At 63.1% G+C, this 25,469-nt stretch carries 23 protein-coding genes and 1 pseudogene; 12 read left to right on the plus strand and 12 right to left on the minus strand.

The features are described 5' to 3' along the window. Positions 1-6: 6 nt before the first annotated feature. The 7 genes from Q7C33_RS14525 to Q7C33_RS14555 form a co-directional block, all read right to left on the minus strand. Complete coding sequence (locus Q7C33_RS14525; protein WP_407683623.1) at positions 7-1,419, minus strand: XAC2610-related protein; 1,413 nt, start codon at positions 1,417-1,419, stop codon at positions 7-9. 114 nt (positions 1,420-1,533) lie between these two features. Then, on the minus strand, positions 1,534-2,703 hold the full coding sequence (locus Q7C33_RS14530; RefSeq protein WP_407683624.1) for a TIGR03364 family FAD-dependent oxidoreductase: 1,170 nt from the start codon (positions 2,701-2,703) through the stop codon (positions 1,534-1,536). Positions 2,704-2,771: 68 nt separating this feature from the next. Continuing rightward, positions 2,772-3,791 (minus strand): putative 2-aminoethylphosphonate ABC transporter substrate-binding protein, encoded by a 1,020-nt coding sequence (locus tag Q7C33_RS14535; protein WP_407683625.1) that lies wholly within the window; start codon positions 3,789-3,791, stop codon positions 2,772-2,774. A 30-nt stretch (positions 3,792-3,821) separates the two neighbouring features. After that, on the minus strand, positions 3,822-4,649 hold the full coding sequence (gene phnX / locus Q7C33_RS14540; RefSeq protein ID WP_407683626.1) for a phosphonoacetaldehyde hydrolase: 828 nt from the start codon (positions 4,647-4,649) through the stop codon (positions 3,822-3,824). Between the two features lie 19 nt (positions 4,650-4,668). Beyond that, positions 4,669-6,372 carry a putative 2-aminoethylphosphonate ABC transporter permease subunit gene (locus Q7C33_RS14545; protein WP_407683627.1) on the minus strand — a complete coding sequence of 568 codons (1,704 nt, stop codon included), beginning with the start codon at positions 6,370-6,372 and terminating at the stop codon, positions 4,669-4,671. 13 nt (positions 6,373-6,385) lie between these two features. Then, positions 6,386-7,438 carry a putative 2-aminoethylphosphonate ABC transporter ATP-binding protein gene (locus Q7C33_RS14550; protein WP_323154394.1) on the minus strand — a complete coding sequence of 351 codons (1,053 nt, stop codon included), beginning with the start codon at positions 7,436-7,438 and terminating at the stop codon, positions 6,386-6,388. A 119-nt stretch (positions 7,439-7,557) separates the two neighbouring features. Next, positions 7,558-8,421, minus strand: a complete 864-nt coding sequence (locus Q7C33_RS14555) for a LysR substrate-binding domain-containing protein (RefSeq protein WP_217859465.1) — start codon at positions 8,419-8,421, stop codon at positions 7,558-7,560. A gap of 160 nt (positions 8,422-8,581) precedes the next feature. Here Q7C33_RS14555 and Q7C33_RS14560 point away from each other — a divergent pair, with 160 nt between their 5' ends. From Q7C33_RS14560 to phnE, 4 genes are read left to right on the plus strand one after another with little or no spacing between them, the layout of a single operon-like run. Then, on the plus strand, positions 8,582-9,433 hold the full coding sequence (locus Q7C33_RS14560; protein ID WP_030138867.1) for a putative selenate ABC transporter substrate-binding protein: 852 nt from the start codon (positions 8,582-8,584) through the stop codon (positions 9,431-9,433). Further along, positions 9,430-10,227, plus strand: a complete 798-nt coding sequence (locus Q7C33_RS14565) for a phosphonate ABC transporter ATP-binding protein (protein WP_217859464.1) — start codon at positions 9,430-9,432, stop codon at positions 10,225-10,227. Before Q7C33_RS14560 ends, Q7C33_RS14565 begins: the two co-directional genes overlap by 4 nt. Next, positions 10,221-11,048, plus strand: a complete 828-nt coding sequence (locus Q7C33_RS14570; RefSeq protein WP_217859463.1) for a PhnE/PtxC family ABC transporter permease — start codon at positions 10,221-10,223, stop codon at positions 11,046-11,048. Before Q7C33_RS14565 ends, Q7C33_RS14570 begins: the two co-directional genes overlap by 7 nt. Next, on the plus strand, positions 11,045-11,812 hold the full coding sequence (phnE, locus tag Q7C33_RS14575) for a phosphonate ABC transporter, permease protein PhnE (RefSeq protein ID WP_030138864.1): 768 nt from the start codon (positions 11,045-11,047) through the stop codon (positions 11,810-11,812). The genes Q7C33_RS14570 and phnE overlap by 4 nt, the downstream gene beginning before the upstream one ends. Positions 11,813-11,828: 16 nt before the next feature. Here phnE and Q7C33_RS14580 read toward each other — a convergent pair whose 3' ends face one another. Beyond that, a complete protein-coding gene (locus tag Q7C33_RS14580; protein WP_407683628.1) occupies positions 11,829-13,070 on the minus strand; it encodes an OprD family porin in 1,242 nt (413 codons plus the stop codon). Positions 13,071-13,279: 209 nt separating this feature from the next. Here Q7C33_RS14580 and Q7C33_RS14585 point away from each other — a divergent pair, with 209 nt between their 5' ends. From Q7C33_RS14585 to Q7C33_RS14620, 8 genes and pseudogenes are all read left to right on the plus strand, one after another. Then, positions 13,280-14,218, plus strand: coding sequence for a LysR family transcriptional regulator (locus tag Q7C33_RS14585; RefSeq protein WP_407683629.1), 939 nt, complete (start codon positions 13,280-13,282; stop codon positions 14,216-14,218). A gap of 97 nt (positions 14,219-14,315) precedes the next feature. Further along, positions 14,316-15,117 (plus strand): annotated as a pseudogene (locus Q7C33_RS14590) (putative hydro-lyase). A 23-nt stretch (positions 15,118-15,140) separates the two neighbouring features. Then, complete coding sequence (locus Q7C33_RS14595) at positions 15,141-15,674, plus strand: hypothetical protein (RefSeq protein WP_030138860.1); 534 nt, start codon at positions 15,141-15,143, stop codon at positions 15,672-15,674. A gap of 53 nt (positions 15,675-15,727) precedes the next feature. Next, complete coding sequence (locus tag Q7C33_RS14600; protein WP_407683630.1) at positions 15,728-16,654, plus strand: LysR family transcriptional regulator; 927 nt, start codon at positions 15,728-15,730, stop codon at positions 16,652-16,654. Between the two features lie 114 nt (positions 16,655-16,768). Next, entirely contained in the window at positions 16,769-18,148 is a 1,380-nt protein-coding gene (locus tag Q7C33_RS14605) for a UDP-glucose dehydrogenase family protein (RefSeq protein ID WP_198796508.1), read from the plus strand. A 172-nt stretch (positions 18,149-18,320) separates the two neighbouring features. After that, on the plus strand, positions 18,321-19,028 hold the full coding sequence (locus Q7C33_RS14610) for an HPP family protein (RefSeq protein ID WP_030138857.1): 708 nt from the start codon (positions 18,321-18,323) through the stop codon (positions 19,026-19,028). A 134-nt stretch (positions 19,029-19,162) separates the two neighbouring features. Continuing rightward, positions 19,163-20,269, plus strand: coding sequence for an enoyl-CoA hydratase/isomerase family protein (locus tag Q7C33_RS14615; RefSeq protein WP_407683631.1), 1,107 nt, complete (start codon positions 19,163-19,165; stop codon positions 20,267-20,269). A gap of 2 nt (positions 20,270-20,271) precedes the next feature. After that, complete coding sequence (locus Q7C33_RS14620; protein WP_198796510.1) at positions 20,272-21,423, plus strand: acyl-CoA dehydrogenase family protein; 1,152 nt, start codon at positions 20,272-20,274, stop codon at positions 21,421-21,423. A gap of 155 nt (positions 21,424-21,578) precedes the next feature. On the opposite strand, the gene Q7C33_RS14625 is transcribed toward Q7C33_RS14620, so the two are convergent. Genes Q7C33_RS14625 through Q7C33_RS14640 form a run of 4 tightly spaced genes read right to left on the minus strand, consistent with a single transcriptional unit; the run spans position 21,579 to position 25,463 of the window. Further along, on the minus strand, positions 21,579-22,352 hold the full coding sequence (locus Q7C33_RS14625; protein WP_407683632.1) for an enoyl-CoA hydratase: 774 nt from the start codon (positions 22,350-22,352) through the stop codon (positions 21,579-21,581). A 13-nt stretch (positions 22,353-22,365) separates the two neighbouring features. After that, positions 22,366-23,493, minus strand: coding sequence for an acyl-CoA dehydrogenase (locus Q7C33_RS14630; protein ID WP_217859454.1), 1,128 nt, complete (start codon positions 23,491-23,493; stop codon positions 22,366-22,368). A gap of 9 nt (positions 23,494-23,502) precedes the next feature. After that, the gene (locus Q7C33_RS14635) at positions 23,503-24,690 is read right to left on the minus strand and encodes an acetyl-CoA C-acyltransferase (protein WP_407683633.1); all 1,188 of its coding nucleotides are present in this window, start codon (positions 24,688-24,690) and stop codon (positions 23,503-23,505) included. A gap of 11 nt (positions 24,691-24,701) precedes the next feature. Beyond that, positions 24,702-25,463 carry an SDR family NAD(P)-dependent oxidoreductase gene (locus Q7C33_RS14640; protein WP_030138851.1) on the minus strand — a complete coding sequence of 254 codons (762 nt, stop codon included), beginning with the start codon at positions 25,461-25,463 and terminating at the stop codon, positions 24,702-24,704. Positions 25,464-25,469 lie beyond the last annotated feature (6 nt).

The following is a 25,469-nucleotide window of genomic DNA, read 5'->3' on the forward strand; positions in this document are numbered from 1 at the left end:
GGCGCCTTACCTCGGCAAGGCGCCGTTTTCGCCAGCAGGTGGTTGTTTCAGGTACATGCCCGACAGCATGTCCTGACTATCCAGCGGCCAGTTGTGGTTGATGATCGCGAAATTCTTCACCAGTTGAATGTGGTACGGCCCATTCTTGCCGGTTGTTTGCGCTTGCGACACGACAATGAGGTTTTCGGTTTCCATCGTTACAATCTGGTGTTCGGTCACGATGCCCTTCACGGTAACCGTGAATTCAGCCATTTCTTTCCCATCGGCGTTGCGATCCGGCAGGATCTTCAGGTCCAGATCACCGTCGCGGCCCATCGAGTCCTGGCGCATCTGGTAATGGCCGCTGCGTTGATCCGACTCGACATCGCCGGTCTTGTCGTCATCCGACTCGCGCTCATCCTCGTGCAACACAACTCTCTGCGGGCGGTTATCGTTCTTGTCGACGCGGGTCCGGGTGCCTATGTACGGGTAAGGTTCGACCTGTTCCCGGGCGATGCGCCATTCACCGATCCGCCGGCCGTCATGGGCATATTCATAGAGGTTGACGAATTCGTCGTCTCCCTCGTCTTCCCGAGCCCCCACCAGCCTGACTGACTCGGTGCCGGCTGCCTTGAGGTAGCGCACTTCTCCAATGACCACCGCGCCCTGCTTCTGGTACCAGATTTCCAGTGGGACATGGTCTTGCAGGCTGCCGGCAAACAACTGCGGATCCTCTTTGTCCGGCCCGTCCAGGGTCGATTGTTCGTGCCACTGGCCGTCCCGCCAGTCGCCGACGGTGCGCCGGGTGTAACCGCGCGGCATGCTGGAGGTATCGTCGTATTCGGTCGGCTGGATGTTGTCCTCGGTGTCGCAATGCAGGCGGACCAATTCGTCACCCTGCATTCTCCATCGACACGTACGCGTCCAATGGCCGTCGCGGTCGGTTTGGGAAAACAGATTTTCATTCGGGATGACCGCAAACATCCCGCCATTGCTTTCCTTCGCCAGGCTCGTCAACGCCCGGTTGAGGACCCACTGGCTGCTCTGCGGATCTTGCAGATAGACATCGTAGTTTCCTTTATAGGCCACTTCAGGATCGTCGCCGTTGCGAATCGCCAGGTCCAGACGGCCATCAAAGTTGAAATCATCGAAGTACACCAGGCTGAAACGACCGAGCATCCAGCCGTTGTCCTTGCCATCGCGGTCCAGGGGAATATTGCCGGCCTGGGTCTGCAATTGCTGCAGGACGTCTTGCGTGGCCGGGTTGCGCACGGTGATGACCGCCGGAGCCAGTTGCTTTCGATCTTCGGGTGGCAGGGGGAACAGCACTTCAACGAGGTAGGCTCCGCTGCCGGCGCTGAACGAAAACGACAGCGGCTCGGCCATGGCCTGGGCTGCAGGAAGCACAAAGAACAGCACTGCCTTGAATAAAGCACGCATCCCGCGTTTTCCTGGCTTAAGGGAGGGGCCGTAGTGTAACGGCGATGACGTAAAGCTGGCAGCCCTGCCCTCCCCTCAGCCTTCACTGCGGCACCTGCCTTGGGCGTCCGCCAGTCAAGCCGCCGTGCTGTGCTTCGGGACGATCGGCCCGGCTTCCCCCAACAGTGCGGCGACGGTACGCTCGCCAAGCGCCAGGCCGACGCTCATGCCCAGCCCGGTATGCATCACCACCGCGGTGACGCCGTCCGCCGCATCAAGCACGCTGAACGGCCCCGGCCCTCGCGCACCATAGACACCCTGCCAGCGCTCCAGCACGTCGACTTCGCCGCCCAAGGTGTCCTGCGCCAAATCGATCAGGATCCGATCCACCTGTTCGGCGTTGAACGGCGAGATATCGCTGCCGTAGACATGGGAATCGCCAATGATCAGGTCACCGTAGGGTGTCGGGCTGATGAGCAAATGGATGCCATGGGCTTCCAGTTCCGGTTGTTGGCTGCGGATCTGCGCGCGGATGGCATCCGCTTCGGGCAGGTCGGCAAAGGCGCCGTAATGCACACAACTCAGCCCTGTCAGCAGCGCATGCCGCAGGGCAAGCGGCTGACGCGGGCGTACACGCAGCATTTGCAGGCCGCACACCTGCGGTCGCAGCGCGGCGAGTGGCTCGGCCAGCAGCGTCTGGTAGTCATGGCCCGAGCACACGACGATGTGCCTGGCGGTAAACCGACCGGCGCTGGTGACGGCACGGTGGGTCTCGACATCGCGTACCAGCGTCGAGAAATGGAACTCGACGCCCAGTGCCCGGGCCAGATACTCGACGATCTGCGGTAGCGCCTCGCGGGAATACAGCTGTTGGTCATCAAGGCCAAGCAACGCGGCACGATGGTGGGCAAAACGGCCGTCATACAGGGCCTCCAGCGCATCGCCGCGCAGCAGTTCGGTGCGATAACCCAAACTCGCGCCGCGCCCGTTCACGAACGCTTCGAGCAAGACCTCCTCGGCTTCCGTGCGGGCGAACAGCAACGAGCCTTGCTGATGCAAATGCAAGCCGGCGGCCTGCCCTAACGTCTTCCACAAACCGTTTGCCTGGCGTGCCAGGTCAAGCATGATGCCCGGCGCCTGGCCACCGACCAACGCTTGGCCGAAGTTGCGGATCGAGGCACCCAGGGGTGTGTGGCTACGTTCGAACACCTTGACCTTGAGGCCGCGCTTGGCACCGGCCCAGGCATGGGCCAGGCCGAGAATACCCGCGCCGACGACCAGTAGGTCGCAGTCGTGCTCAGACATGGAGACTCCTTGAATTTTCTATGACCAGGTGAGGCCCGCTCGACACCTCGGGCCTTGGAACAGCCGAATTACTTGGCGACAGGCTCGGACTTGCCGTCGTAACGCTTGCGCCACTCGGCCAGGATGTTGTCGCGGTTTTCCGAGGCCCAGTTGAAGTCGTTGCGGATCAGCCGCTGCTCATAGTCCGCTGGCAACTCCGGCAAGCGCTCGGCGATGCCCGGTTGTGCCAGGACTGCGAAGTTGGCTTTGTACAGATCCATGGCCTCGCGGCTGGCGGAAAAATCGGCCAGCTTCCTCGCCGCCTCCAGGTGTGGCGTGCCCTTGATCACGGCGGTGGCTTCGATTTCCCAACCCAGGCCTTCGGCGGGCAGCACGATGTCCAGTGGCGCGCCCTTGCGCTTGAGCTGAATAGCCGGGTATTCGAACGAAATACCGATGGGGAACTCACCGGAGGCCGCCAATTTGCAGGGCTTGGAACCGGAGTGGGTGTATTGGCCGATGTTGGCGTGCAACTTGTCCATGTAGGCCCAGCCCTTGGCTTCGCCGAATGTCTGCAGCCAGGCGCTGACATCCAGGTAGCCGGTGCCCGACGACGCGGGGTTGGGCATCACGATCTTGCCTTGGTACACCGGGTTGGCAAGGTCTTCCCAACGGGTGGGTTTCGGCAACCCGAGCTTCTGCGCTTCCACCGTGTTGAAACAGATGGACGCGGCCCAGACGTCCATGCCGACCCAGCTTGGCGGCGTGGCGGCGTCACGGTAGTTTGCTGCAATCTGGCCCAGGTTCGCCGGGCTGTAGGCGTCCAGCAGGCCTTGCTGCTTGAGGATGGCCAGGCTGGAACCGGCAAGGCCCCAGACCACGTCGGCTTGTGGGCGATCCTTTTCCGCCAGCAGCTTGGCGGTGACAATGCCGGTTGAATCGCGCACCCATTTGATTTCGATGTCTGGATTCTTCTGCTCAAAGGCTTGTTTGTAGGCCTTGAGCTGCTCGACTTCGAGGGCCGTGTAAACCGTCAGTTCGGTATTCGCCTGGGCTTGAAAAGCACAGGCGGCCAGCAGGCCGGCGGCCAAGGCAGTGCGTTTGGACATGGTAGGGCTCCGTATCGGTCAGTGGGGCTTTCAGGTGTGGGACGGCAACATGCCGCGGGCCAGTCGCGCGTTGATGTCATCGATCACGGCGGGCAACTCGGCGATCGTGTCGATCAGGTAATGCGGGCGGCTCGCGGCGAACAGTCCATCGATGCGCGTACGCTCGGCGGCCAACTGCCGGGCTGGCAGAGCCTGGAACTGTGCCCAGTCAAGCCCAAGGAAATTGCCGGAAAAACGCAGTGCCACGGTCCACATCCCGGCCCGGCGGCCTTCGAGGATGCCGGGCTCGGTGTCATCGACCTTCACGCAGCCGGCCACATCGTCCAGGCCCAGGGCGATGACGTTGGCCAAGGCCTGCGCCGGGCTCGGCCGGCCCTTGGGCACGTCATCAGTGGCCACCACATGGTCGGGGCTGTAGCCCTTGGTCGCGGCCAATTCGACGACCTTGTCCATGACCTGCCTGGGATAGCCGGAACAACTGCCGATCTTGAGGCCTCGTTGGCGCAGTGCGGCGATACTTTCCAGCGCGCCGGGGATCAGGTCCGAGTGCTCGGCGACCTTGGCGATTTGCAGCGGCATGAAGCGTTGGTAGATCGCGGTCACGTCGTCATCGCTCGGCGTGCGTCCGAACCGGCGGACAAATCTTTCCGCCACGGCGGGTTGATTGCACAGGGTGCGGATGTGATCCCACTTGCCCATGCCCATCGGGCCACGAGCCTCTTCCAGGCTCAGCTCGATGTCGAAACTGGCGAAGGCTTCGACGAAGATTCGCGTCGGGGCGAATGAACCGAAGTCCACCACGGTGCCCGCCCAATCGAGGATGGCGGCTTGCAGGCGGGTTGGCGTTTGGTAGTGCATCAGAATCTCCAACAGGTTTTCAAAGGCCCGGCGCCGGCTGGCGCCAGGCCTGGGAGCGACGTAGCAGGCGCCGGGAGAACGTCGCAAGCAGCAGCGAGACACTGGCCGAGGTCAGCAGGATCAAGGTCGACATCGCGGCGGCACCGCCTACGTTGCCGGCGTCGTCCATGTTCAGGACCGCCACCGCGGCCAGCACGCTGTCCGGGCTGTACAGGAAAATCGCCGCCGAGACCGTGGTCATCGCCGAGACGAACAAATAGCGGATGATGTCGAGCAAGGCAGGCAGGCACATGGGCAGCGTGACCCGCAGGAAATGCCGCGCCAACGGCACTTTGAGCGCCAGCGCGGCAGCCTCGAATTCGTCGTCGAGCTGGCGCAGGGCCGTGCTGGCCGTCATGTGCGCGGTCGTCAGGAAGTGAGCGACGGTGCACACCACCAACAGCGCCAGGCTGCCGTACAGATTGCCGAGTGGATTGCCCGGCAGATTGAAAAAGAACACGTACCCAAGGCCCAGGACCAGGCCGGGGACCGCCATGGGCACAAAACTGAGCAGCCGCAGGATTCGGGTCAGTGCGCTCTGCCGGTTTTTTTCGATCAGGTAGGCGCCGGTGAAGATCAGCAAGCTGCCGAACACGGCGCTGCAGGCGGCCAGTAACAGGCTGTTGCGATAGGCCAGCCAGCCGCCGGGCAGGTCGGAAAACCCATAGTTATCCAGCGACAAGGACAAATCGTAGGGCCAGAACTGCACCAGCGACGCGTACACCGCCATGCCGAACACCCCGAGCAATACGCAACAGACCATTGCCGTCACGCCCAGGAAAGCCGCATCCCGTCCCGCTGATGGTCGCGGGTGATAGACCTGGGCGCGGCCGCCCATGGCGTCGCGTTGACTGCGGCGCAGCCACACGTCCACCGCAAAACTGAGCAAGGCCGGCACCAGCAAAACCAGGCCGATCAACGCCCCGCGCCCGAATTGCTGTTGCCCAACGACCGCCTTGTAGGCTTCCAGCGCCAGCACCTGGTAGTCACCGCCCACCGTGACCGGCACGCCAAAATCGGTGATGCACAAGGTGAACACCAGGCAGAACGCGGCAAACACACCCTGCCGGCTACCGGGCCAGGTAATGCTGCGAAAGGCCCGCCAAGGCGAGGCGCCCATGCTTGAGGCCGCATCGAACAGCCGGGCGTCCGCCAGGGCCAGCGCCGACATCAGCACCATCAATGCGTGGGGAAACGTGTAGATCGCCTGCCCAAGAACAATGCCCCAGAAGCCATAGATGTTTTCCGTCATGAAGCCGCGCAGCAGCCCCTGGTTGCCGAACAGGTAGATCAGCGCGATTCCCGGCAGCATTGACGGCGCCAGCAGTGGCAGCAGCGAAATACCCCGCCATAGCGGCTTGGCGATGATGCTGGTGCGCTGCAACGCATAAGCGAACGCGTAGGCCAGCGGCACCACGATCATCGCCACGGTCAGAGAAACCGTCAGGCTGTTGCCCAGCAACCCGCGGAAGTTCGCGCTGGCAAACAATGTCAGTGCGGCGTGCACGCCCCCGCCCTGGCTCGCATCACCGCTGACGGCACGCCACAACATGACGAGCAGCGGCAGCAGGACCGCCACGACCAGCAAAATGAGCAGCAACCATTGACCGCCGCGAATGAACAGGCGATCGGCGAAATCACCGGCCACCTGGCGTGGCTGGAACACGGTGGGCTTGAGGGTCATCGTGACATCCATATCAAGCGAACACCTGCAGGCACTGGGGCGGCAGCGCGACTTTCAGGTGGGCGCCGGTCAACGGCGGCATGGCGTGCGGCTCCAGCTCAGCCAACAAACCATGGCCTGGCAGCGCATCGAGTTCGAAGCTCAGCCGGCAGCGATTGCCGAGGAAAGTCAGCTCCCGCAGTTGCGCATCGAACAGGTTGTGTTCCGGAGTGGTCGGATTGACCCGGACGGCTTCCGGACGGCAGAACAGGCGTCCGCGCGGTTGAATATCATTGCCGCCCAGGGTGAGGTTCAGTTCGCCAACCCGCACCTGCCCATCCTGGCCGCGCTCGAACGGCAACCAGTTGCCCTGGCCGATGAAATCGGCGACGAAGGCCGTCGCCGGCGCGCGGTAGATCTGTTGCGCGCTGGCGAACTGTTCGACGCGGCCCTGGTTGATCACCGCGATGCGATCGGCCATCAGCATCGCCTCGTCCTGGTTGTGAGTGACCATCAACGTGGTGATGCCCAGGCGCTTTTGCAGCCCGCGCAGCTCCGTGCACAAATGCTCACGCACCCGCGCATCGAGGGCCGACATCGGTTCGTCGAGCAGCAACAGCGAGGGCGCCGGGGCCAAGGCACGGGCCAGGGCGACCCGTTGCTGCTGGCCGCCGGAAAGCTGGCCGGGGTACTTTTTCTCGCTGCCACACAGCCCGACGAGATCAAGCATCTCATTGACCCGGCCGCGAATGGTCTCGCGGTTATTACCCGCCAACCCGTAACCGACGTTCTGCTCCACCGTGAGGTTGGGAAACAGCGCGTAGGACTGGAACAGGATGCCGTAGTCCCGCGCTTGCGGCGCCAGGCTGGAGACATCCCGCGCGCCGATCATGAGCGTGCCGCGATCCTGCCGCTCCAGGCCGGCGATGCAGCGCAGCAAGGTGGTCTTGCCGCAGCCGGACGGCCCGAGCAGGCACACCAGCTCACCGGCGCCAATGTCCAGCGACACCCCGTCCAGGGCCTTGAAGGCACCGAAGCTTTTATGGATGTCGCGTATCTGCATGTCTACGGAGTGTGTTCTGGTCATGACGTTACCTCGATGAGCGGTCAGCTCGACGAGGGTCATAGTAGGCAGGCAGTACGAAGGCTTGATTGCAGTTGGCTAAAAGCTGCCGATAGTGCCATCGGCAAATTTGCGTAGCCGGCTCAGGACTCGGCCGTTTCCCGTGCCAGGCCAAGGAACGCCGAGGGCAGCCGAGCCTGGCGGCGTTCCTTCAGGCAATAAAGGTACTCGGCGATCAATGGCGCGCCCTCCAGCTCCACCACTTTGAGCTGCGGATTCTCCGGCACCTCATGACGGGCGATGACGCTGATGCCGATGTTGCGCAGGACCGCTTCGCGAATCGACTCACGGCTGCCAATTTCCAACAGTGGCCCAATCGCAACGCCAGCCTCTCGCAGCAGCGTTGTGGTGAGCGTGCGGGTGGTCGAGCCCTTTTCACGCATCAGCAGGCAGTGCCCGGCCAATGCGCCGGGCGCCACGCGATCATGGCTCGCCAACGGGTGGCTGCGGTGCACCGCCACGACGAGAGGGTCGTGGCCCAATACCAATCGGGTCAGGCGAGAATCATCCACCAATTGCGAGGACGCGGCCAGGTCCACGCGGTACTCTTCCAGCGCCTCGATGACCTGCAGCGAGTTGCCGATTTCCAGGGTCACTTCGCACAGGGGAAACTGCTCGCGAAAGCCCTTGATGATATCGAGCACGTAGTACGGGGCCGTGGCGCCGATTCGCAGCGTGCCTTGCACCTGGCCGCTGTTGCGCAGGAAAAACTCGATGTCTGCTTCCTGCTGCAACAGCTTCTGCACCATCGGCAGCAACTGCGCGCCTTCGTCGCTGAGGGTCAGGCGGCGACCGCCGCGAAAGAACAGTTCGACGCCGTACTGGGCCTCCAGATTGCGAATCTGCGTGGTCACCGTCGGCTGGCTCAACCCGAGCTTCTTGGCCGCCTGGGTGACGCTGGCCAGGCGGGCGACCATATGGAAAGACTTCAGCTCGGCGCTGAGCATGTCGTGGATGCTCCAGAAAGAGGATAAGGGCAAGCGACTATAAAGATTTACCTGATCACCGGAAACGATCAAAATCGCCGCCATTCGTCTACCCTCACAACGCGCCCGGCAAGAATGCCCGGCGCCTGAACATTCATGCTTCCAAGCACCGGAGATTTTCATGCTCAAGCGTACCCTGGCACTGGCCGTCGGTTTCACCCTGACCGTGAGCGCTGTCCTGGCGCAGGCCGCCGACACCCTGAAAGTCAGCGCGATCCCTGACGAGGCGCCGACCGAACTGCTGCGCAAGTTCAAGCCACTGGGGGCTTACCTGGAGCAGCAGATCGGCATGAAAGTCGAGTTCGTCCCGGTGAGCGACTACCCCGCCGTGGTCGAGGCGCTGGCCACCGACCGGATCGACCTGGCCTGGCTGGGCGGCTTCACCTTCGTCCAGGCTCGCCTGAAGACCGGCAACGCCATTCCGCTGGTACAACGCGAACAGGACGCTCAATTCACCAGTAAATTCATCACCGCCGACCCCGCCGTGAAATCCTTGGCCGACCTCAAGGGCAAGAGCTTTGCCTTCGGCTCGATCTCATCCACCTCGGGCAGCCTGATGCCGCGCTACTTCATGCTCAAGGACGGCATCAAGCCGGAAACCTACTTCAGCCGCGTCGGCTACTCGGGTGCCCATGACGCGACCGCAGCCTGGGTCCAGGCGGGCAAGGTCGATGCCGGCGTGCTCAACGCCAGCGTCTGGGAAAAACTCGTGGCCGCCGGCAAAGTCGACACCAGCAAGGTCAAGGTCTTCGCCACCACCCCGGCGTACTTCGACTACAACTGGACCGTGCGCGGCACCCTCGACCCGGCGCTGGCGGCCAAGCTCAAGGCAGCGTTCCTGGCGCTCGACCCGGCGAATCCGAAAGACAAGGAAATCCTCGACCTGCAAGCCGCCAGCCGCTTCATCGAAACCAAGCCCGAGAACTACAAGGGCATCGAAGAAGCCGCTCGCGCCGCCGAACTGCTGAAATGACATTGCGTTTGACCCAGGCCAGCGTCACCCACGCCAACGGCGCCCAGGCGCTGCGGGGCGTGGACTTGCACATCGAGGCGGGTGAACAGGTCGCTATCATCGGCCCGTCCGGCGCGGGTAAATCCAGCCTGCTCAATGTGCTGGCGACCGCCCTGCGGCCGGGAAACGGTGAAGTCCAGGTGTTGGGCGAGCGCGCCTGGCACCTGTCGGCCGGCCAGCGCCAACGCCTGCGCGCACGCATTGGCCTGATTCATCAAGCGCCGCCGCTGCCGCCGCGCCAACGGGTGGTCACGGCGGTGTTGGCCGGCAAACTGGGCCAATGGGGCATGGGCAAGAGTCTGCTCAACCTGCTGCATCCGTTGGACATCCCAGGGGCGCGGGCGGCGTTGGCCCGCTTGGACCTGGGCGACAAGCTCTTCGCCCAATGCCAGCAACTGTCCGGCGGCCAACTGCAACGCGTCGGCATCGCCCGGGTGCTGTACCAGGCACCCGAAGTGTTGCTGGCGGATGAGCCAGTGTCGGCGATGGACCCGGTCCTGGCCGAACACACGCTTTCGGTGCTCTGCCAGCATGCCCGGGAACACGCCGTGACCCTGGTCACCAGCTTGCACGCGGTGGAACTGGCGCTGGCGCATTTCTCGCGGATCATCGGCTTGCGTGACGGCCAGATCCTGTTCGACTTGCCCACCGAAGCCGTCGACCGCAATCGGCTTGACGCGCTTTATGCCAACGAGCAACTGGCGTCCATGTCGAAGCCTGCGCCACCTTCGAGCGTGCAGATTCCGCGATGCTGAAGCACGACGTCCGGGACCCTGCTGCCCGCCCTCGCCTGCTCCTCGGCCTTTTGGCCGTCGCCCTGCTGTGGCCGGGCATTCATTTCAGCGAGTTGGACCTCAGCGTACTGCTGGCCAGCGACAGCCAGAGCGAAATAGGTCGGTTCGTCGCGGCATTCTGGCCGCCGGCCCATGACGAAGCGTTCATCGAATTGCTGCTGCAGGCCACGTTGCAGACAATCGCCATCGCCACGGCCGGCATGGCCCTGGCACTGCTATTGGCGGTTCCCGCGAGCCTGCTCGCCAGTCGTGCGTTATCGTTGTCGGCCGCCTACCGCGCCGGCAGGCCCGGCCTTTGGGGCCAGTGGCTGCGTTGGCCGGTCCGTGGCCTGCTCATCTTCCTGCGCAGCGTGCCGGAGATCGTCTGGGCCTTGCTCTTCGTCCGCGCCGTCGGTCTTGGGCCTACCGCCGGGGTATTGGCCATCGCCATTACCTACAGCGGCATGCTGGGCAAGGTCTACGCGGAAATCTTCGAGTCGGTCGACCAGCGTCCGGCGCACGCGCTGATGCAAGCCGGCAGCGGTCGGCTTGCGGCGTTCTGCTACGGGATCCTGCCCAATGTCGTGGCCGAACTGCTGTCGTACACCGTGTACCGCTGGGAATGCGCCATTCGCGCCTCGGTGGTGATGGGCTTCGTCGGTGCCGGCGGCCTCGGCCAGCAGATGGACCTCTCGTTGCGCATGTTCGCGGGCGGTGAAGTCGCCAGCCTGTTGCTGACCTTCCTGGTGCTGGTGCTGCTCGCCGACCAGCTCAGCCGCCTGTTGCGCTGGAGGCTGGCATGAATCGCCTGTTCAACGTGCTTTTGCTGCTGGGCCTCGGCGCGGCGGTAGTTGCCTCGTTTGTCTATCTGGGTATCGACCTGGCCGCGCTCGGTGACCACTCGAACCTCAAGCAAATGAGCGCTTATGCGCAGCGTTTTCTCACGCCTGACCTGAGCCCTGCCTATCTGAAGGCGATCGGTCACGGCATGCTGGAAACCGTCGCCATGTCTGCCCTCGGCACGCTGCTCGCGGCGGTACTGGGCCTGGCGCTGGCGCTGCCGGCCGCCGGGCGACTTGGCTGGCCATTGCGAAGCGCGTCTCGCCTGGTCTTGAACGCCTTGCGCGCGGTGCCCGAACTGGTATGGGCGGCGTTGATGGTGTTTGCCGCCGGGCTCGGTCCCAACGCCGGGACACTGGCGTTGGCCCTGCACACCGTCGGCGTGCTCGGCCGGCTGTTTGCCGAAGCGCTGGAAAACACCCCGCCACAACCCGCCGACGCCATTCGCCTGCAAGGCGGCAGCGCGCTGTGGGCGTTTTGCTACGGCACGCTGCCCAACCTGATGCCGCAACTGCTGGCCTACACCTTGTACCGCTGGGAGAACAACATCCGCATGGCCAGCGTGCTGGGCTTCGTCGGCGCCGGCGGCCTGGGCCAGATGCTTTATGTCAGCCTCAGCCTGTTCCAGGAGGCCCAGGGCAGCACGGTGATCCTGGCGATGTTGCTGCTGGTCTTCACCGTCGATACCTTGAGCAGTTGGAGTCGTCAGCGCTGGGTCAAGGCCTGACACTCCAGGTGGGCCGTCACCACAACGCCATCGTATAGCTGACGATCAGCCGGTTCTCATCCAGGTCATTGCCGAAGTTCGAGCGCACCGTCGCATTGCGCCACTTGAATCCCAGCCCCTTGAACGTGCCGTCCTGGATCACGTAGGCGAGGTCGGTGTTGCGTTCCCATTCCTGACCCTCTCCTGGCGCGCTGCGCTGCACATTATCGCCGCTGATGTAGCGAGTCATGAAGGTCAGGCCCGGCACACCGAGGGCGGCAAAGTTGTAGTCGTAGCGAGCTTGCCACGAGCGTTCGTCGATGTTGGCGAAGTCGCCGATCTGCACGAAGTTGACCAGGTACGGATCGCTGCGGGAGATGTAGGGAAACGGATCGTCGCCGCTCATGCGCTGATACCCCAGGCCCAGTGCATGGCCGCCTAGGCTGTAGGTGAACAGCGCGCCGAATGCCTGGTTGTCGATATTGCGGAAACTGCCATCCTCGGTGCTGCGGGAATAACGCACATCACTCTTCAATGACTGGCCGGCGCCCAGGTCCAGGGTATGGACGAAACCCAGGTAGTTCTGCTGATAGATATCCTCCAGCTTGCCGTAACGGTACTGCGCCGTGAGATTGGGCAGGAACTGGTAGTCGGCGCCGGTGAACTGGAACTTGTCGCTTGTGCCGCCAATGCGGTTGGCGGTCATGTCCTGGTAGTCGGTGGAATCGACAAGATTGATCTGGGTGAGCTGTCCGGCGGTGAGTTTCAAGCGGTCGATTTCCTGCACGTTCAACAGCCCGCCCTTGAAGGTGCTCGGCAACAGGCGCGTATCGTTGGAGTTCACCACCGGGTCCTTGATCTGCAAGGTACCGACTTTCAGGGTGCTGCTGGACATGCGCATCTTCGCGGTCAGGCCGACTTCACCGTAACGGTCCTGGGAGCCGCCGGACAAATCCGCCGGCAAAAGGTTGGTGCCGGCCGTGCCACCGCCGGAGTCCAGTTTGAAACCGGCCATCGCCAAGGCGTCCAGGCCGAACCCCACGGTGCCGGCGGTGTACCCCGACTCCATGCGCAGCAGGAAGCCCTGCGCCCATTCCTCGGCCTTGTCCCGGGCGCCTTCTTGCCTGAAGTCGCGGTTGAAATAAAAGTTGCGGGCTTCCAGGCTGGCCTTGCTGTCGGCGATGAAATCGGCGTGGGCCATCGGCGCACCGATCAGGCCCAGGCCGAGCAAGGGACCGACCGGTGAACGGCTCCAGCGGGTGTCAGTGAAACGGGGCATGGCGTGCTCCTTTTTATGGACGCGAGCGATCCCTTCGGGGACGGCGTGTGCGCCTCGCTTATTGTTGGGGGCAGATTCTTCGCAGTGGCGCAGGCAAGGGTCAAACGGAAAAAAGGCGCCCTCGGGCATAAGAAAATTTGATGCGCATCCGGGCCCGACCTGGAGTAACAATTGCAACCATAAGAACGACAAACGCCAAGAGAACCACCATGAACCTCAAGTTCCTCGAAACCTTCGTCTGGGTCGCCCGGCTGCAAAGCTTCAGCCTGACCGCCGAAAAGATGTTCAGCACCCAGGCAGCGATTTCCAGTCGGATCGCGTCGCTGGAGGACGAGTTGGGCCTGCGCCTGTTCGTGCGTGATTCACGCGGGGTGTCGTTGACGCCGGAGGGCACGAAAGTGCTCGAATACGCCGAGCAGATGCTCGAAGTCCAGCGCGCGCTCAAACAGTCATTGGACAAGAGCACCCCGCAACAAGGCCTGGTGCGCATCGGCGTGATGGACACGGTGATCCACACTTGGCTCAGTCCGTTGATGTCCATGCTGATGCAGGCGTTTCCCGCCGTGGAGATCGAAATCACCGCCGACGCGGCGCGCAATCTTTGCGAGCAGTTGCAGAAAGGCTATCTGGACATCGCGTTCCAGACTGACCTGGTCCGCCACGAAAGCGTGCGCAACCTCGAACTGGGGCATTACCCGATGCACTGGATCGCCGCCAGCCAATCGATCTATGCCCGGCCCTACGCCTCGCTGGCTGAAATGGCGAATGAACGCATCATCACCTTCGTCAAGCAATCGCGGCCGCACCAGGACGTATTGAACCTGCTGTACGCCCACGGCGTGAGCACGCCGAGGGTCAGTTGCGTCAACTCGGTGTCGGCCATGACCCGACTGATACGCGACGGCTTCGGCATCGGCGCATTGCCGGCGGCATTGGTGGCCAAGCCCCTGGCCCGTGGCGAATTGATCCAGCTTGAGCCCGGCGCGCCCCTGCCCCAGCTCGATGTCGTCGCGTCGTGGCGTGCGGGCGTGGGTCTGGAGCTGATCGAGAGCATCGTGAACATGAGCCGCCAGGTCGTCTGCCAATACGCCACGGACGTCGGACCCCAGCGCATGGTGGCGGCGCCCGGCCTGTCGACGGTCGAATAACTTTTACTTGTCAGGGGGTAGCAATTTTCCTTGTTGGACGCCATCGCCCGGGTTTTCTACAAAGGGATCTCTAATAAAAACCTACGGAGACCCCGCGATGAGTCCGTCAGCCCTGTCATTCGAACAACTGCAGCCCTGTTCACCCCAAGCCTTGCGCCAGAACATCGCGGCCGGCCGATACCACGGCCACACCAGCGGCCTGGGCCAAGGGCGGGTGCAGGCCAATATCGTGATCCTGCCGGGTGACTGGGCCGATGAATTCCTGCGCTACTGCACGCTCAATCGCCAGGCCTGCCCGGTGCTGGACGTGACCGAACCCGGCGACCCGTTCCTGCGCAACCTCGGCGCGCCCATCGATATCCGCCATGAGGTGCCGCGCTATCGTGTCTACCGCCACGGCGAGTTGAGCGAAGAGCCGCTGGACATCGAACACCTGTGGCAGGACAACCTGGTTGCGTTCGCCCTCGGCTGTTCCTTTTCCTTCGAACAACCGCTGCTGGAGGCCGGCATTCGCCTGCGGCACATTGACCTGGGCCGTAACGTCGCCATGTTCCGCACCAACATCGACACACGTCCTACCGCGCTTGTCTGGCAAAATGGTCGTGACCATGCGGCCAATGAAAGCCGCTGCTGCGATCCAGGCCATCCAGATCACCGGGCGCATGCCCAACGTCCACGGCGCGCCGGTGCACATCGGCGATCCTGCGTTGATCGGCATTCACGCGCTCGACCGGCCGGACTACGGTGACGCGGTGCCGGTCGAGGCGGATGAGATACCGGTCTTCTGGGCTTGCGGCGTAACGCCCCAGTCCGTGGTCCAGGCTTCTCGTCCGCCGCTGTGTATCACTCACGCCCCCGGGTGCATGCTGGTGACGGATCTCCTGAATAGCGCCCTGTAGACCTTTTTAACGGATTGAAACTGATGACCACTGCGCAACGATCGATCGAGCACTACATCCACGCCAAGGATGGCAACCGTCCGCACCTGCTGGACCAGGCCTTCACCGCTGGAGCGACCTTGGACATGGTGGTTCACACCGGTTCCATTTCATTCCCGGATCACGTCGAAGGCCGTCGCGCGATCGGTGACGTCCTGGTCAGCCGTTTCAACCAGACGTTCGAAAACGTCTACACGTTCTGCCTGGAGGCACCGCCTGCCGACAACATCGAGACATTCCAGTGCAAATGGCTGGTCGCGATGTCGGACAAGCACAGTGGCGAGGTCCGCGTCGGCTGCGGGCGATATGACTGGCGGTTCAGCTCCTCGTCCTCCTTGGCGGAGGGACTGGTCATTACCATCGAGCACATGAAAACCTTGCCGGCAGAAGAGTTGCCGGCGGTGATGGCCTGGGTCTCGCACCTGGAGTATCCATGGAGCAACGCGGACGCCGCCGTGGGTACGGCGCCGGATTCAACGCCGCTTGAAGACGTGGTCCAATACATCTCAGTGGGCTGATCTGCCTTCGGGAAGCCCAACGCCCTGCCCTTCAGTTTCGAGGAGCCGCCGACGTGAACATCAAGTTTCTGGAAACGTTTGTCTGGGTCGCACGCCTGAAGAGCTTCCGGCTGACGGCGGAAAAGCTCTTCACCACCCAGGCGTCGATTTCCAGCCGGATCGCGGCCCTGGAGGACGAAATGGGCGTGCGCCTGTTCGTGCGTGACTCCAAAGGTGTGTCGCTGACCGCCGAAGGCCAGCGCGTGCTGGAATATGCCGAGCGGATCATGGACACCATGCAGAGCATGAAAGCGGTGATCAAGGATCCGCGCCAGGTGCGTGGCCGGATTCGGATCGGTGCGATGGACACCGTCATCCATACGTGGCTCAGCCCGTTGGTGACACGGCTGATGGAGCGTTACCCGGCGCTGGAAATCGAGCTCACCGCCGACACCGCGAGCAACCTGTGCTCGCAACTGGAAAAGGGCTACCAGGACATCATTTTCCAGACCGACATCCTGCGCCTGGACAGCGTGCGCAACACCTTGCTGACCCGTTATCCGATGCATTGGGTGGCGCGTACCGGCTCTGCCTATGATCGCCACTACGCCTCGCTGGAGGACCTGTCGCAGGAACGTATCGTGACCTTTTCGCGCAATTCCCGGCCGCATCAGGATTTGCTCAACATGTTGCACTCGGCCAACCTCGTCTCGCCGCGTATCAACTGCGTGAACTCGGCGTCAGCCATCACCCGCCTGGTTCGCGATGGCTTTGGCATCGGCGCCATGCCCGCGGCGCTGGTGGTGGGAGAACTGAACCAGGGCTCGCTGGTCCTCGTGGACGGCGTGCCGCTACCGTCGGTGATGGACATCGTCGCCAGTTGGCGGACCGGTGCGGGCATGGAGCGCGTCGAAGACATCGTCAGCCTGACCCGGGAAGTGGTCGACGACTACGTCGCGCAACTCCCGGCGGAGTACCGCCTGGTGCCGAGCCAGGCCTGAGCGCTTCGCCGGACTGTCAGTGAACTGAAACATCCCCGACTTATTCTGGGGCGAGCGCACTGCGGCGAACTGCTGGCTGTGCCAACCGCTCAGGATGATCCAGGGAGTCCCGCCATGAAAATCAGTGTGTTCGGCAGTGGTTACGTTGGATTGGTGCAAGCCGCAGTAATGGCTGAGGTTGGCCATGACGTGGTGTGCATGGACATTGACGAACACAAGGTCGCCAACCTGCGCCAAGGCCTGGTGAGTATTTTCGAACCTGGCCTGGCAGCGCTGGTGCGCGAGGGGCTGGAGGCCGGGCGCCTGCATTTCACCAGCGATGATCAACTTGCCGTACAGCATGGCCAGGTGTTGTTCATTGCGGTCGGTACGCCGTCGAGGGACGACGGTTCTGCGGACCTGCGCCAGGTACTGGCCGTTGGCGAGGCGGTGGCCCGCTACCGCGAGCAACCGCTGATCGTCGTGGAAAAGTCCACCGTGCCGGTGGGCACCGGCGATATCCTGCGGGCGCATATCGAGAAATGCCTGCTGAAGGCTGGGCGCCTGTTGCAGTTCGATATCGTCTCCAATCCCGAATTTCTCAAGGAAGGCTCGGCGGTCGCCGATTGTCGTCGCCCCGATCGCATCGTCATCGGCTGCGAGCGCGATGAAGTGCGCGATACCATGCGCGACCTGTACGCCCCGTTCAACCGCAACCACGACCGGGTCCTGTTCATGGACCTGCGCAGCGCGGAACTGACCAAATACGCCGCCAACGGCATGCTCGCCACCAAGATCAGCTTCATCAACCAGATTGCCGAACTGGCGGAGCACCTGGGGGCCGACATCGAGTCCGTGCGCCTGGGCATCGGCGCTGACTCACGGATCGGCTACCACTTCATTTATCCAGGGTGCGGCTATGGAGGCTCGTGCTTCCCCAAGGACATGCGCGCCTTGATCCACACGGCCGAACAAGCCCATTGCTCCAGCGACCTGCTGCAAGCCGTGGAAACCATCAACCTGCGCCAAAAACACAAGCTGTTCGAACGCATCAAGGCGTTCTACAAAGGCGACCTGCGGGGCAAGACCTTCGCGTTGTGGGGCCTGGCCTTCAAGCCCAACACCGACGACATGCGCGACGCACCGAGCCGCACGCTCCTGGAATCGCTGTGGGCGGCCGGGGCGAGTGTTCGCGCGTTCGACCCCGAGGCGATGCAGCAAACCCAGTTGCTCTACCCCGACGAGCCGAAACTGATGCTCATGGGCACCCCGGAATCGGTCTTGCCGGGGGCCGACGCCCTGATCATCTGCACCGAATGGCAGCCGTTCAAGGCCCCGGATTTCCAGTTGATCCAGCAACGGCTCAAGGCCCCGGTGATTTTCGACGGTCGCAACCTGTACGACCCGGATCGCATGGCGGACAAGGGGTTTATCTACTTCCCGATGGGGCGCGGGCAATCCTGCAATTTACCGATTGCACAGCAGGCGTGGCTTGAGGTTTCCAAAAGCGCCTGATTCGTTACTTCAAAATTAATGCACTCAACCAGCATTAATATGAATTTGTAACCCAGGGGGGCGGACGGCACACTGTGCACCGTTCCTCCCCCAACTGTTGGAACACTTAAAGGGCTTTCTGGGATTTACCCCGTAAGCCCCTTTTTTTGTTCGTTTTTTGGATGTTTGCTGAATGTTTTCTCGCTGGTTCCCCGCAGCTATCAATACCCGTCCTACCGAATGGAGCCGTGCCGCCATCGGCATGTCCTTCGGCACCTTGTTCAGTGTCTGGCTCTGTGGCCAGGTGTTCGGCCTTGAGGTGGCGCAGCACCTGATCGGCCCGCTCGGCGCCTCGGCTGTGCTGCTGTTTGCGGTGTCATCGGGCGCCCTCGCCCAGCCCTGGTCGATTTTCGGCGGTTACCTGTGTGCCTCGGTCCTCGCCTTGTTGGTGGCCCATGTGCTGGGCCGCACGCTGGAAAGCGCCTGCCTGGCGGCGGGCATGGCGCTGATATTGATGTGCTGGCTGCGTTGCCTGCATCCGCCAGCGGGAGCCCTGGCCGCAACGCTGGTGCTGGCCGATCCGTCGATCATTGCCTTGGACTGGCAGGCAGTGGCGGCGGCGATGCTGGCCGGCTCTGGCCTGCTCGTCTTTGCACTGGCCTACAACAACCTGACGCGCGTGCGCTATCCCAAGCGCGCCAGCGAGCCGGTGGCGGTGATACCGGCCGACCATCCCCCCGTTGATCGCCAAGCCATCACCGCTGAAGACTTGAAGTCGGCACTTGAGGAAATGGAAGCATTCTTCGACGTAACCCCCGAAGACTTGGAGCAATTGATCCACGCCAGCGAGCGTCATGCCAAGCGCCGCAGCATCACGGAGGTACTGTCGGGTCGCGGTTGAGCCTGTGGCTGCTATAAATATGCAGACAGGACCTGCACGTATCCCGGTTGTGCAATGCAAATTTGCACTGTTACGATCCCGGCCGGGTACGCGCGACATTATTTATAAAGAACAATAAAAGCAGGGAGTTAGCGATGACAGCTCAGGTTTCATCCCAAGCTGCGGACCGCGTCGAAACCGCGCCTTACGAGGTGCTGGTCGACGTCCGCAACCATATTGGCCACTTGACCCTGAACCGCCCCGCCGGCCTCAATGCCCTCACCCTGGGCATGGTGCGCAGCATGCAGCAGCAACTCGATGCCTGGGCCCACGATCCGCAGATCCGCGCCGTGGTCCTGCGCGGCGCTGGTGACAAGGCGTTCTGCGCCGGCGGCGATATCCGTTCGCTGTACGACAGCCACAAGCAGGGCGATACCCTGCATGAAGATTTCTTCGTCGAGGAATACGCCCTCGACCTGACGATCCACCACTACCGTAAACCGATCCTGGCCCTGATGGACGGCTTCGTGCTGGGCGGTGGCATGGGCCTGGCGCAAGGCGCCGACCTGCGGGTAGTGACCGAACGCAGTCGCCTGGGCATGCCCGAAGTCGCCATCGGTTATTTCCCCGATGTGGGCGGCAGCTATTTCCTGCCGCGCATTCCCGGCGAGCTGGGTATCTACCTCGGTGTCAGCGGCGTGCATATTCGTGCCGCCGACGCGTTGTATTGCGGATTGGCCGACTGGTACCTCGACAGCCGCAAGCTCACCCAGCTCGACGAGCGTCTCGATCGGCTGGAATGGCGCGACACGGCACTCAAGGACTTGCAAAGCCTGCTGGCAAAAATCGCTGTGCAACAGCTCCCTGCCCCACCCTTGGCCGAGCTGCGGCCGGCCATCGATCATTTCTTCGCCCTGCCCGACGTCCCCAGCATGGTCGAGCAGATGCGCCAGGTCACCGTCGCGAACAGCCATGAGTGGGCGCTGAAAACCGCCGAACTCCTGGAGACCCGCTCGCCCCTGGCGATGGCGGTGACCCTGGAGATGTTGCGTCGTGGCCGGCACCTGAGCCTGGAAGACTGCTTTGCCCTGGAGCTGCACCTGGACCGCCAATGGTTCGCGCGCGGCGACCTGATCGAAGGCGTGCGCGCCTTGCTGATCGATAAAGACAAGAACCCACGATGGAACCCACCGACCCTGGAGGCGCTGGACGCCGCACAGGTCGCGAGTTTCTTCGACGGCTTCGACTACCACGGGAATTGAACATGCAAGACCTTGAGCTGACCGAAGAACAAGTGATGATCCGCGACATGGCCCGTGACTTCGCCCGCGGTGAAATCGCCCCCCATGCCCAAGCCTGGGAAAAGGCTGGCTGGATCGATGACGCTCTGGTGGCCAAAATGGGCGAATTGGGCCTGCTGGGCATGGTAGTGCCCGAGGAATGGGGCGGCACCTATGTCGATTACGTCGCCTATGCCCTCGCCGTGGAAGAAATCTCCGCGGGCGACGGCGCCACCGGGGCGTTGATGAGTATCCACAACTCGGTGGGTTGCGGGCCGGTCCTCAATTTCGGCACCGATGAACAGAAACAGACCTGGTTGGCGGACCTGGCCAGCGGCCAGGCGATTGGCTGTTTCTGCCTGACCGAACCCCAGGCTGGCTCGGAAGCGCACAACCTGCGCACCCGCGCCGAACTGCGCGATGGTCAGTGGGTGATCAACGGCGCCAAGCAGTTCGTCAGCAATGGCAAGCGGGCGAAACTGGCGATTGTCTTTGCCGTGACGGACCCAGACCTTGGGAAGAAAGGCATTTCGGCATTCCTGGTGCCGACGGACACGCCGGGGTTCAACGTTGACCGCTCCGAACACAAGATGGGCATCCGCGCGTCAGATACCTGCGCGGTGACGCTGAGCAACTGCACCGTGCCCGAGGCCAATCTGCTCGGCGCCCGTGGCAAAGGCCTGGCCATCGCCCTGTCCAACCTGGAAGGCGGTCGCATCGGCATCGCCGCCCAAGCCCTGGGCATCGCCCGCGCGGCGTTCGAAGCGGCCCTGGCCTACGCCCGCGATCGGGTGCAGTTCGACAAGCCGATCATCGAGCACCAGAGCATCGCCAACCTGCTGGCCGACATGCACACCCGCCTGAACGCCACCCGCCTGCTGATCCTCCACGCCGCGCGCCTGCGCAGCGCCGGCAAGCCGTGCCTGTCGGAAGCCTCGCAAGCCAAGCTGTTCGCTTCGGAAATGGCCGAGAAAGTCTGCTCGTCGGCGATACAGATCCATGGGGGTTATGGGTATCTGGAGGATTATCCGGTGGAGCGCTACTACCGGGATGCGCGGATTACCCAGATCTATGAGGGGTCGAGCGAGATTCAGCGGATGGTGATTGCCCGGGAGTTGAAGCACTACCTGGTGTAAAGCTTCGCGAGCAGGCTCGCTCCCACAGGGTTTGGTGGTGTACACAGTATCGCGTACACCTCAGGTCAACTGTGGGAGCGAGCTTGCTCGCGAAAGCGGTGGGTCTGTCACATCCACGCCGAATGTACCCCCCGCCTTCGCGGGCGCCAGTTGCGCTACTTGTCTTGGAATTCCGCAGCACGCTTGGCGACGAACGCGGCCATGCCTTCCTTCTGGTCCTGCGTGGCGAACGCGGCGTGGAACACCCGACGTTCGAAGCGCACGCCTTCGGACAGGCTGACTTCAAAGGCACGGTTGACGCTTTCCTTGATCATCATGCTGATGGGCACGGATTTGGAAGCAATCAGCGCCGCCGTTTTCAGTGCTTCGTCCAGCAGCTCATCTGCCGGCGCGATGCGCGCGACGATGCCGCAACGCTCGGCTTCCACCGCATCGATAAAGCGCCCGGTCAGGCACATTTCCATGGCCTTGGCCTTGCCCACCGCGCGGGTCAGGCGCTGGGTGCCGCCCATGCCCGGCAGTACGCCGAGGTTGATTTCCGGCTGGCCGAACTTGGCGTTGTCACCGGCCAGGATGAAATCGCACATCAAGGCCAGCTCGCAGCCACCGCCCAAGGCAAAACCGTTCACCGCCGCGATGATCGGCTTGCGGCGATTGGCAACGCGGTCGCTGTCGCTGAATAGATCGTCCAGATAGATCTGGGGATAGGTCAGCTCGGCCATTTCCTTGATGTCGGCGCCGGCGGCGAAGGCTTTTTTCGAGCCGGTCAGCACGATGCAACCGATCTTCGGGTCTGCTTCCAGGCGGTCCAGCGCCTGGTTCAGCTCGCTGACGATCTGCGCATTGAGGGCGTTCAGCGCCTCGGGACGGTTCAGCGTGATCAGGCCGACGCGGTCCTTGATCTCCAATAAAATCGTTTCGTAATTCATGCAGGACTCCTGTTCAAAGATTGCGCGAAATAACCATGCGTTGAATGTCGCTGGTGCCTTCGTAGATCTGGCAGACCCGCACGTCGCGGTAGATGCGCTCCAGCGGAAAATCGTTGAGATAACCGTAGCCCCCCAGGGTTTGCAGCGCCATGGAGCAGACCTTCTCGGCCATCTCCGAGGCGAACAGCTTGGCCATGGACGCTTCCACCAGCGCGGGCTGGCCAGCATCGCGCAGCGCGGCGGCATGATGAACCATCTGCCGTGCCACGGCGATCTGCGTCGCCATGTCCGCCAGGCGGAACGCCACGGCCTGGTGCTCGATGATCGGTTTGCCGAAGCTCTGGCGCTCGCGGGCATAGTCGCGCGCCGCTTCGAACGCCGCGCGGGCCATGCCCACCGACTGCGCCGCGATGCCGACCCGTCCGCCTTCGAGATTCGCCAGGGCGATCTTGTAGCCCTCGCCCTCTTCTCCGAGACGATTGGCCACGGGCACTTTCAAATCCTCGAAGAGGATCTGGCAGGTGTCGGAGGCGTGCTGGCCGAGCTTGTCTTCGACCCGTGCCACGCTGTAGCCCGGCGAATCGGTGGGCACGATGAACGCGCTGATGCCGCGCTTGCCGGCGCCAGGATCGGTGACCGCGAACACGATGACCACCCCGGCGTTCTGCCCGGAAGTGATGAACTGCTTGCTGCCGTTGAGCACGTAATGGTCGCCCTCCAACCGCGCCCGGGTCTTCAGGCTGCTGGCGTCGGAGCCCGCCTGGGGCTCGGTCAGGGCGAAGGCGCCGAGCATCGCGCCGCTGGCCAGGGGCGTGAGGAACTTGGCTTTCTGCTCATCAGTGCCGAACTTGAGGATCGGCACGCAGCCCACCGAGTTGTGCACGCTCATGATGGTCGAGCAGGCGCCATCGCCGGCGGCGATTTCTTCCAGCGTCATCGCGTAGGCCAGGTAACCGGTGTCGCAACCGCCCCACTGCTCTGGCACCAACATGCCGAAAAAGCCCAACTCGGCCATTTCACCGATGGCCTCCTTTGGAAAACGGTGCTCGCGGTCCCACTCGGCCGAGAACGGTTTCAAACGCTCCTGGGCGAACTGCCGGGCCATGTCGCGGATTTGGGTCTGTTCTTCAGTCGGGAGCATGGTGATTCCTTAGTACAGGCATTCAACGGCCATGGCCGTGGCTTCGCCGCCGCCGATGCAGATCGCCGCGACGCCGCGCTTCAGGCCTTTCTGGCGCAAGGCCGACAGCAGTGTCACCAGGATGCGTGCGCCGGACGCACCGATCGGGTGCCCCAGTGCGCAGGCGCCGCCGTGGACGTTGACCTTGTCGTGGGGGATTTCCAGCTTGTCCATGGTCACCACGCCCACCACGGCGAAGGCTTCGTTGACTTCGAACAGATCGACCTCGTCCAGGGACCAGCCGGTCTTGCTCATCAATTTCTTGACCGCGCCAATCGGTGCCGTGGGAAACAGGCCCGGGGCGTCAGCGAACGCTGCGTGGCCATGAATCACCGCCAAGGGTTTCAAACCGCGCTGTTGCGCCTGGCTCTGGCGCATCAGCACCAGGGCCGCGGCGCCATCGGAAATCGAACTGGCATTGGCCGCCGTCACCGTACCACCGTCGCGAAAGGCTGGCTTGAGCGTGGGGATCTTGTCGATCCGCGCCTTGGGCGGCTGCTCGTCGTGACGCACGGTGACCTGTTCCTTGCCGACCATCACCTGCAACGGGACAATTTCAGCATCGAAACTGCCGTCCTTGATTGCTTGCTGGGCGCGGGTGGTGGAGGCAATGGCGAAGGCATCCTGGGCTTCACGGCTGTAGCCGTTGGCCTCGGCGCAGTCCTCGGCAAAGGTGCCCATCAGGCGGCCCTTGTCATAGGCGTCTTCAAGGCCGTCGAGGAACATGTGGTCGAGCACCTTGCCGTGGCCCATGCGCAAGCCGGCGCGAGCGCGGTCCAACAGATACGGGGCGTTGGACATGCTTTCCATGCCGCCCGCCACCACGACATCGGCGCTGCCGGCGACGAGCATGTCATGGGCGAGGATCGCCGCTTCCATGCCCGAGCCGCACATCTTGTTCAGCGTCGTGCAGCGGGTCGATTTGTCCAGCCCGGCGCCGAGCGCTGCCTGCCGTGCCGGCGCCTGGCCTTGTCCGGCGGCGAGCACACAGCCGAACAACACCTCTTCAACCGCATCGGGGGCAATGCCGGCCCGTTCCACGGCGGCCTTGATGGCCGCGGAACCCAGCTGCGGCGCGGTGAGGCTTTTCAGTTCGCCCTGGAAACCGCCCATCGGGGTGCGGACGGCGCTGACGATGACAATCGGATCGTGGGACATGACTAATCCTCCTATTTGGCGGCCATGCGCAAGGCGCCGTCGAGACGGATCACCTCGCCGTTGAGCATGCTGTTTTCAATGATATGCCGGACCAGCGCCGCGTACTCGGCGGGTTTGCCCAGGCGCGGCGGGAACGGCACGCCGGCAGCCAGGGAATCGCGCACTTCCGGGGTCATGCCAGCCATCATCGGGGTTTCGAAAATACCGGGGGCGATGGTCATCACGCGGATGCCGAAACGCGCCAGTTCACGGGCGGCTGGCAGGGTAAGGCTGGCGATCGCGCCCTTGGACGCGGAATAGGCTGCCTGGCCGATCTGGCCGTCGAAGGCCGCCACCGATGCGGTGTTGATGATCACGCCGCGCTCGCCATCGGCGTTGGCTTCGGTTTCGGCAATGGCCGCCGCGGCCAGGCGCAACAGGTTGAAACTGCCGATCAGGTTGACGTTGATCACCTGGCTGAAACTGGCGAGGGCGTGGGGACCGTTCTTGCCGAGGATCTTCTCGCCGCGCACGATGCCAGCGCAATTCACCAGGCCATTGAGGCCACCCAACGCATCGACCGTGGCCTTGACCGCCGCTTCGGCGGCGGCTTCGTTGCTGATGTCCGCGACCACGCTCTGGCAGCCCAGCTTCTGCGCCTGGGCAGCCACGGCGTCGGCGTTGACGTCCAGCAGCATCACCTTGGCCCCGGCCTTGACCAGCATTTCACCGGTGGCCGCGCCGAGGCCGGAAGCGCCACCGCTGACGAGGAATATCTTGTTGTCGATCTGCATCATGGT

Origin of the sequence: Pseudomonas sp. BP11-1-1 (genome assembly GCF_052112105.1) — a bacterium.
Lineage (GTDB): Bacteria > Pseudomonadota > Gammaproteobacteria > Pseudomonadales > Pseudomonadaceae > Aquipseudomonas > Aquipseudomonas alvandae.

Excerpts from the sequence above, each read along its gene's own strand:
- Q7C33_RS14525 (WP_407683623.1), bottom strand. The coding sequence starts at position 1,419 with ATGCGTGCTTTATTCAAGGCAGTGCTGTTCTTTGTGCTTCCTGCAGCC.
- Q7C33_RS14530 (WP_407683624.1), bottom strand. The coding sequence starts at position 2,703 with ATGTCTGAGCACGACTGCGACCTACTGGTCGTCGGCGCGGGTATTCTC.
- Q7C33_RS14535 (WP_407683625.1), bottom strand. The coding sequence starts at position 3,791 with ATGTCCAAACGCACTGCCTTGGCCGCCGGCCTGCTGGCCGCCTGTGCT.
- phnX (WP_407683626.1), bottom strand. The coding sequence starts at position 4,649 with ATGCACTACCAAACGCCAACCCGCCTGCAAGCCGCCATCCTCGATTGG.
- Q7C33_RS14545 (WP_407683627.1), bottom strand. The coding sequence starts at position 6,372 with ATGACCCTCAAGCCCACCGTGTTCCAGCCACGCCAGGTGGCCGGTGAT.
- Q7C33_RS14550 (WP_323154394.1), bottom strand. The coding sequence starts at position 7,438 with ATGACCAGAACACACTCCGTAGACATGCAGATACGCGACATCCATAAA.
- Q7C33_RS14555 (WP_217859465.1), bottom strand. The coding sequence starts at position 8,421 with ATGCTCAGCGCCGAGCTGAAGTCTTTCCATATGGTCGCCCGCCTGGCC.
- Q7C33_RS14560 (WP_030138867.1), top strand. The coding sequence starts at position 8,582 with ATGCTCAAGCGTACCCTGGCACTGGCCGTCGGTTTCACCCTGACCGTG.
- Q7C33_RS14565 (WP_217859464.1), top strand. The coding sequence starts at position 9,430 with ATGACATTGCGTTTGACCCAGGCCAGCGTCACCCACGCCAACGGCGCC.
- Q7C33_RS14570 (WP_217859463.1), top strand. The coding sequence starts at position 10,221 with ATGCTGAAGCACGACGTCCGGGACCCTGCTGCCCGCCCTCGCCTGCTC.
- phnE (WP_030138864.1), top strand. The coding sequence starts at position 11,045 with ATGAATCGCCTGTTCAACGTGCTTTTGCTGCTGGGCCTCGGCGCGGCG.
- Q7C33_RS14580 (WP_407683628.1), bottom strand. The coding sequence starts at position 13,070 with ATGCCCCGTTTCACTGACACCCGCTGGAGCCGTTCACCGGTCGGTCCC.
- Q7C33_RS14585 (WP_407683629.1), top strand. The coding sequence starts at position 13,280 with ATGAACCTCAAGTTCCTCGAAACCTTCGTCTGGGTCGCCCGGCTGCAA.
- Q7C33_RS14595 (WP_030138860.1), top strand. The coding sequence starts at position 15,141 with ATGACCACTGCGCAACGATCGATCGAGCACTACATCCACGCCAAGGAT.
- Q7C33_RS14605 (WP_198796508.1), top strand. The coding sequence starts at position 16,769 with ATGAAAATCAGTGTGTTCGGCAGTGGTTACGTTGGATTGGTGCAAGCC.
- Q7C33_RS14610 (WP_030138857.1), top strand. The coding sequence starts at position 18,321 with ATGTTTTCTCGCTGGTTCCCCGCAGCTATCAATACCCGTCCTACCGAA.
- Q7C33_RS14615 (WP_407683631.1), top strand. The coding sequence starts at position 19,163 with ATGACAGCTCAGGTTTCATCCCAAGCTGCGGACCGCGTCGAAACCGCG.
- Q7C33_RS14620 (WP_198796510.1), top strand. The coding sequence starts at position 20,272 with ATGCAAGACCTTGAGCTGACCGAAGAACAAGTGATGATCCGCGACATG.
- Q7C33_RS14625 (WP_407683632.1), bottom strand. The coding sequence starts at position 22,352 with ATGAATTACGAAACGATTTTATTGGAGATCAAGGACCGCGTCGGCCTG.
- Q7C33_RS14630 (WP_217859454.1), bottom strand. The coding sequence starts at position 23,493 with ATGCTCCCGACTGAAGAACAGACCCAAATCCGCGACATGGCCCGGCAG.
- Q7C33_RS14635 (WP_407683633.1), bottom strand. The coding sequence starts at position 24,690 with ATGTCCCACGATCCGATTGTCATCGTCAGCGCCGTCCGCACCCCGATG.
- Q7C33_RS14640 (WP_030138851.1), bottom strand. The coding sequence starts at position 25,463 with ATGCAGATCGACAACAAGATATTCCTCGTCAGCGGTGGCGCTTCCGGC.